Origin of the sequence: Bradyrhizobium sp. (assembly GCF_004799445.1) — a bacterium.
In the GTDB taxonomy this organism is placed as follows: Bacteria; Pseudomonadota; Alphaproteobacteria; order Rhizobiales; family Xanthobacteraceae; genus Bradyrhizobium.
In genome coordinates, this window is sequence record NZ_SSNA01000094.1 from 1 (window position 1) to 6,132 (window position 6,132).

General features: G+C 60.8%; 7 protein-coding genes. All 7 read left to right on the forward strand.

Going from position 1 to position 6,132, the window contains the following annotated elements; all coding sequences use genetic code 11:
- The coding region (locus tag E8A46_RS12585; RefSeq protein ID WP_291561006.1) for a cytochrome C at positions 1-1,113 on the forward strand (1,113 nt) is incomplete at its 5' end.
- Positions 1,114-1,143: 30 nt separating this feature from the next.
- Entirely contained in the window at positions 1,144-1,935 is a 792-nt protein-coding gene (locus E8A46_RS12590; RefSeq protein ID WP_291561008.1) for an outer membrane beta-barrel protein, read from the forward strand.
- 59 nt (positions 1,936-1,994) lie between these two features.
- Positions 1,995-2,636, forward strand: coding sequence for a c-type cytochrome (locus tag E8A46_RS12595; protein WP_291561009.1), 642 nt, complete (start codon positions 1,995-1,997; stop codon positions 2,634-2,636).
- 52 nt (positions 2,637-2,688) lie between these two features.
- Entirely contained in the window at positions 2,689-3,285 is a 597-nt protein-coding gene (locus tag E8A46_RS12600; RefSeq protein ID WP_291561010.1) for a c-type cytochrome, read from the forward strand.
- A gap of 319 nt (positions 3,286-3,604) precedes the next feature.
- The gene (locus tag E8A46_RS12605; protein ID WP_291561011.1) at positions 3,605-4,852 is read left to right on the forward strand and encodes a patatin-like phospholipase family protein; all 1,248 of its coding nucleotides are present in this window, start codon (positions 3,605-3,607) and stop codon (positions 4,850-4,852) included.
- An 85-nt stretch (positions 4,853-4,937) separates the two neighbouring features.
- Positions 4,938-5,132, forward strand: coding sequence for a hypothetical protein (locus E8A46_RS12610; protein ID WP_291561012.1), 195 nt, complete (start codon positions 4,938-4,940; stop codon positions 5,130-5,132).
- Positions 5,133-5,363: 231 nt separating this feature from the next.
- Positions 5,364-5,711 (forward strand): DNA-directed RNA polymerase subunit N, encoded by a 348-nt coding sequence (locus tag E8A46_RS12615; RefSeq protein ID WP_291561015.1) that lies wholly within the window; start codon positions 5,364-5,366, stop codon positions 5,709-5,711.
- The last annotated feature ends 421 nt before the right edge of the window (positions 5,712-6,132 follow it).

Here is a 6,132-nt window from a genome sequence, read left to right on the forward strand (position 1 = left end):
GGCACGGACCCCTATAGTGCGAACAACAATGTCGTGCTCTCGCCGTTCAGCGCATTCTGGGGCGGCGCGATTACCGAAAACATCGGCGCCTTCGCGCAGGTCACCTATAACGCGGTGCCCCCCGGAGGTTTTGGCGATCCGTTCGGCCACACATGGACGTGGGACAATACCGACGTCCGCTATGCCAGCACCGCGCATTTCGGACCGCTTGACTTCATTTACGGCATCACGGCCAACAACAATCCGACGGTGCAGGATGTCTGGAACACGACGCCGGCATGGTCCTTCCCTTACGCCGTCTCGACGATCAATGGCCCACAGGGCCATCCCACGGTGATCGAGGGCGCATTTGCCGCGCATGTCGGTGGTGTCGGCGCCTACACGTTCATCAATGACCTGCTTTATCTGGAATTCACCGCCTACAAGACGCTCGGCTTCAGCCAGCAGAACAATCTGGGCACCGATCCGTTCGGTGCGCCCGGCCAGATCGGCGGCGTTGCGCCCTATTGGCGGGTCGCGTTCGAGCCGCACTGGGGCCGCAATACCTTCATGATCGGCACGTTCGGAGCGCAATTCAACGTCCATCCCTGGGTCGATACCAGCTTCGCGACTTTTTCGACCGCGACGTTTCCCCAGTCCGACACATTCACCGACATCGGCTTCGACACCCAATATCAGTATCAGGGCGACAATTATTGGCTGACATTGCGCGGCAGCTATATTCGCGAATTTCAGCGGCTCGACGCGAGCTTTTTCAGCACGAGCGCGTCCAATCCCACCAACCTGCTCAACAGCATGAAACTGCAGGCCTCGTTTGCCTACGGCGCCGACAACAGGGTCGTCTTCACCGGGCAATATTTCAATCAATGGGGCACGGCCGACATGAACCTGTACGGGACCGATCCGGTCACCGGGCTCGCCTCGACTCCGAACACCAATGGCTGGATGGCCGAGATCGCCTACATCCCGTTCGGGGCCAGCAAGATGATCGGCTGGCCGTGGTTCAACGCCCGGATCGGCCTGCAATACACCTACTACAACAAGTTGAACGGCACTACGGTCGGTGCCCACGACAACAACACGCTGTTCCTCCATGCCTGGTTTGCGATGTAGGCGGACGCGTCCGCATACGGAGATTGTCTGATGAGAAAACTTCTTTTCGCCCATGCAGCAGTGCTCGCAGCGGCCTTGGCGGGACCTGCGATCGCGGCGGACTTGCCGATGAAATCGGAGGCGCCCTATGTGCCACCGCGATTCACCTGGACGAGCTGCTACGTCGGCGGACATCTCGGCGGCGCCCGGGCCACCAAGGACATGACCGATCCGGTACAGGTCGTGCAGGATTCGTTTAACGGCGGCCCCATCACTACCGGCATCACCACCGTTAGCACGACGCCGACCGGCGCCGTGATCGGCGGCCAGATCGGTTGCGACTACCAGTTCACCTCCAACCTGGTTGTCGGCATCGAGGGCTCGGCCTCGGGCTCCACGATGAAAGGCAGCGCGAATGTCAGCCTCCCGGCCGGCGCGCCTGACCTCGCGCTGGTGCAAGCGAACACCGACTTTCTGGCGAGCGTGACGGGGCGGGTCGGCTACGCCTTCGACAACGTCCTGCTCTACGGCAAAGGCGGCTTTGCCGTGGCTGGAGACAAATACAATATCAGCGGCGTCACAACCATCGGGCCCGGCGGCCCGTTCAACTTTCAGGGATTGGACAATCGCTACGGCTGGACCGCGGGCGGCGGCGTGGATTGGGCGTTCTCGCGTCATTGGTCCGTCAACCTCGAATACGATTACTATTCATTCGGACACGGCAACGTGCTGATGACCGAGCAGATCAGTAACGGCGCTTTTTCGGGCGTCGCGGACGTCAGGCAGACCGTTCAGGTCGTCAAGGTCGGGGTGAACTTTCATATCTGGGGGTCCGGTTGGTGATGGTCCAAGCCCGTTCAGTTGAAGCGGACGCGTCGGGCTGCAGGCGAGGGGGCCGGACCGTGAGCGCAACCGGCTTGCGGCTGATATTGCAGACGGCAATCCTGGCGGTGGCTTTTTCCGTAAGCGGTCACGCGCAGGAAAGACTAGCGCCGGCCAGGGGTGGCCTCGAAGCCAAGCTCGAATATTGCAAGACCTGCCACGGGCTGTCGGGTCAGGGCTATCTCGGATATTTCGCGATGCCGCGGCTTGCGGGGCAGCAACCCGAATACATCGAGGCTCAGTTGCGGGCCTTCATCGAGCGCCGACGCTCGAACCCTGTCATGCAAAACGTCGCGCATGTGCTGAGCCCGTCGATGGTTACGGCGCTGGCCATGCATTTCAAGAATCTCAATCCAAAGCCATTTGGCGGGGCGCCGAGGGGATCGATCGCTACGGGCAAGAAAATCTACGAGGAAGGTCTCCCCGAAGCCAACGTTCCCGCGTGCTCGGCCTGTCATGGCAATGAGGGCAAGGGCCAGAATGAAATTCCGCGGCTGGCGGGCCAGGTCTATCCGTACCTGGTCGGCCAGTTGACGGGCTGGAAGCAACAGCGAGGCCAGGGAACGGCGGTCGATACCTCCGCGATCATGGCGCCGACCGCGCACAACCTGACGCGGTCACAGGTTGAAGCCGTCGCGGCCTATGTCAGTTATCTGCAATGAGTGATGCCATCTCATCCGTCAGTGAGTGCATGAAGCGCGAAAGCTTGGGGTCATGAAGCGCATCGGGTTAAAATTAGCGATCCTGGCGATTTTCGCCTCCACCGTCTCCGCATGGGCCGGTGAGAGCGCCGCAGTCCGCAACTGCACCTGGTGCCACGGCGCAGGAGCGCAGGGCTATACGGTCGCGCCGCGGCTGGCCGGACAGCGGCCGCAATACATCATGAGTCAGATCAGGAGTTTTCGCGAGCACGCGCGCAATAATCCGTTTTCGAGGCAATACATGTGGGGAGCGGTCGCGGCGCTCGATCCGTATACGGCGCGCGAGCTGGCCAATTATTTTGCAACGATCGCGCCGAAGCCCGCCAATGATGGCGACAGCACGCTCGCGTCGCGGGGACGAGCGATCTACATGGAAGGGATTCCGGAAGCCAACATCGTATCCTGCTATGCCTGTCACGGCCCGAATGCAGAGGGAGTGAGAGATATCCCGCGGCTCGGAGGGTTGGCCTATTCCTATCTCAAGGGCCGGCTCGAGCAGTGGGGCCAGGGATATCATTCGACCCCGGGATCGCCGATGCCGATGGTCGCGAGCCACCTCGGCCCGGAAGAGATCGAGGCGCTGACCTCGTATCTGAGCTTCGTCCGATAGACGGCGCCCTGACGCCCGGGTCTGATCGATTTCCGGAATCACTATCGGCCCCGGATGGATTTTTTATCCGTCAGCGTCGAACGCCGCGCCGATCCCAAAGCCGAGTTGAACTAGCTCCTTGGCAGAATATCGCATTGCTTGGAAGCGTCGCCTCGACAATACCACAAAGTCAACATGCATCCGCCGTGGCTTCATAACTGATGTGAAAGCTCGGTGGGGTCAGAATGACACTGCTGGAAATATCGAGACATAAAGCAATGTCGTTGCGATCACGCCTTCGATCGTGGCCTTGCGATGCCGGGAAAAGTGTCGGCTGATAATGAAGCGGATCCGGCGGGCAATTCATGCGTTCGATCCAAAGCTGCGCGACGTCCGCCCTGATGGCCGGCTGCGGCGAGCCGCACTGTTCGGCTTAATCTGCGCGATAGCTTTTTCTGCTGCCGGCTGTGCGACGATTTCTCCGCGCAATGTCCTGCCGCAAGCCAGCGCCAGCCAGATCGACCTCGAGGGATTTCACAATATCCGTTTCTGGGGCGATGCGCCGGTACGCGACATCGAAGCGACCGTCATGTTAGACGCGCCCAGGACTGCAGCGCGATCATCGCGGGACTTGAATTTTCTCGCCATCTCCGGCGGCGCCGAAGACGGCGCCTTCGGCGCCGGCCTCCTGGTCGGCTGGAGTGATGCAGGTACGCGTCCCGCGTTCGATCTGGTGACGGGCGTCAGCTCCGGCGCGCTCATTGCGCCCTTCGCGTTCCTCGGGCGTGAACACGACGGTCAGCTGCGCGAGATCTTCACGAAATACGGCAGAAAGGACATCTTCGCCTACAACGTACACGGGCTGATCGAAGGCTCCGCGTTGGCCGACGATGCCCCGTTGGCGCGGTTGATCGAGAAATATGTCGACGATGCCTTTATCCAGGAAATCGCCAGGGAGCGGATCAAGGGCCGAATCCTGCTGATCGGCACAACCAATCTCGATACCCAAAGGCCTGTCTTGTGGGACATGGGCCGGATCGCGATGAGCAACAATCGCGACGCGATCGCGCTGTTCCGGAAGATATTGCTGGCATCGGCGACGCTTCCCGGGGTGTTCGCGCCGGTTCGGATCCAGGTGCAGGTTGGCGGAAAGAATTACGACGAACTGCACGTCGACGGCGGCGTCACTCGGCAGGTGTTCATCGCTCCATCGCTGTTCTCGCTCGGCTCGGGCAATCGAAGAGCGGTAACCACGCGGCGCTTGTACGTTATCAGAAACGGAAAAATCGATCCCGAATGGCAATCGGTCAGCGAGAATGTCCTATCGATCACGCAGCGTTCGATCGCCACGCTGATCAAGAATCAGGGAATCGGCGATCTCTACCGCATCTATTCCATCGCCAGGCGCGACGGGATCGATTTCAATCTCGCCAGCATTCCGTCCGACTTCAGCGATGTCAGCGCCGAACCGTTCGACCAGCGATATATGAACGCGCTGTTCGACCGCGGCTATGATCTCGCAAGCCGCAACTATTCCTGGGTGAAGGCGCCGCCGGGCCTGGAATTGGCCGCTCGGTTGCACAATTGAGTTCTTCGGTTGCGGCGCTGTTGATCGATATCAAGCTCACGCAAGCGCGCGGTGCTATGCTTAATGAGCCGCAAGGGAGTTCAAAATGACCGGTCATATGCCACCAATCCCCAAGGGGAACCAAAGCAGCAAGGGACCGAAATCCGCCGACGCCGATGCGGTCCGCGATACGTCGGTGAAGGAAGGTCATACGCAAAATACCAATGAACAGGGCGACTCCGCCAACGTCAGGCAGAATACGACCAACAAGGGTTTCTTTCACGGCCGGCGCGTGAAGTAAGATCGGCGATCGAAGAGAACCTGCTCCGATATCCGGCGCCGGCATTGATGCGGCAGCGAACCCGCGCCAAAACACTTGACGCGTCGGGCAAATCACAGTCACATTGACAGCATCGCAGGATCCGAGGCCCGCGCCGGGAACCGGTCGCGGGCTTTTTTTGGGCCATGACGGCCACGCCCGCACCTTCGTGCCGCCGCATTTTTCGAATTCCTTGGGGCAAAGGAATTTGTCATGAAGAATCTTTGGATTGGTGCCCTGCTCGTGGGCTCGCTCATATCGTTCGAGGCCAAAGCTCAGGAGCGCGCGGGCGATGCGGCGCTGGGCGCGGTATCGGGCGCGGTGGTGTTGGGACCCATCGGCGCGGTAGCCGGCGCGTTCATCGGCTATACCGCCGGGCCCTCGATCTCGCGCTCATGGGGCGTGCGACGGTCCGCGTCGCGTGCGCGGGTGCAGCGAACGTCGCAAACGAGCGCGGTGCCTGAGCCGCAGACCACAGGCCAGGCAAGTTCGCCGCCGCCCGCCAGATCTCCCGAGCCTGCGGCTGCCACCAAGCCGCCACCGGTTCAGGGGTTTGAATAAATCGAGCGAAGGAGTAATCCGGCGTCTTCGAAAAATTGACACGTCGGGCAAATCACCGGCATATTGACAACATCGCAAGTATTGAAAGTGGAGCCCGCGCCGGGAAACCGGTCGCGGGCTTTGTCATTCGAGCTTTCAGAAATCGGACGGCGGCCGCGGAGCGCACCAATCTCCACGAAGCGCTTGCCGCAAGGCGCCTCGACGCGCGCTGCCGTCCGAACCATTTGAGTTTTGCCGGCGCGCGAACGTGCCGGCGGCAATGACAACCCTAAGGAAGCAGGCCGCCATGACCGCATATCTGATATCGCTCGCACTGGCCGGCCTGGTCGCGATCGCGCTGTGGGAGGGATTTTCGTGAGCGCGGAGATCATTCCGTTCATCCCGCGTCCGGACCGTAGAAGCCGGTTGACGGAATTTCCCG

What these genes read in the sequence shown, in the direction of transcription:
- E8A46_RS12590 (WP_291561008.1), top strand. Translation starts at nt 1,144, where the DNA reads ATGAGAAAACTTCTTTTCGCCCATGCAGCAGTGCTCGCAGCGGCCTTG.
- E8A46_RS12605 (WP_291561011.1), top strand. Translation starts at nt 3,605, where the DNA reads ATGAAGCGGATCCGGCGGGCAATTCATGCGTTCGATCCAAAGCTGCGC.
- E8A46_RS12615 (WP_291561015.1), top strand. Translation starts at nt 5,364, where the DNA reads ATGAAGAATCTTTGGATTGGTGCCCTGCTCGTGGGCTCGCTCATATCG.
- E8A46_RS12610 (WP_291561012.1), top strand. Translation starts at nt 4,938, where the DNA reads ATGACCGGTCATATGCCACCAATCCCCAAGGGGAACCAAAGCAGCAAG.
- E8A46_RS12600 (WP_291561010.1), top strand. Translation starts at nt 2,689, where the DNA reads ATGAAGCGCATCGGGTTAAAATTAGCGATCCTGGCGATTTTCGCCTCC.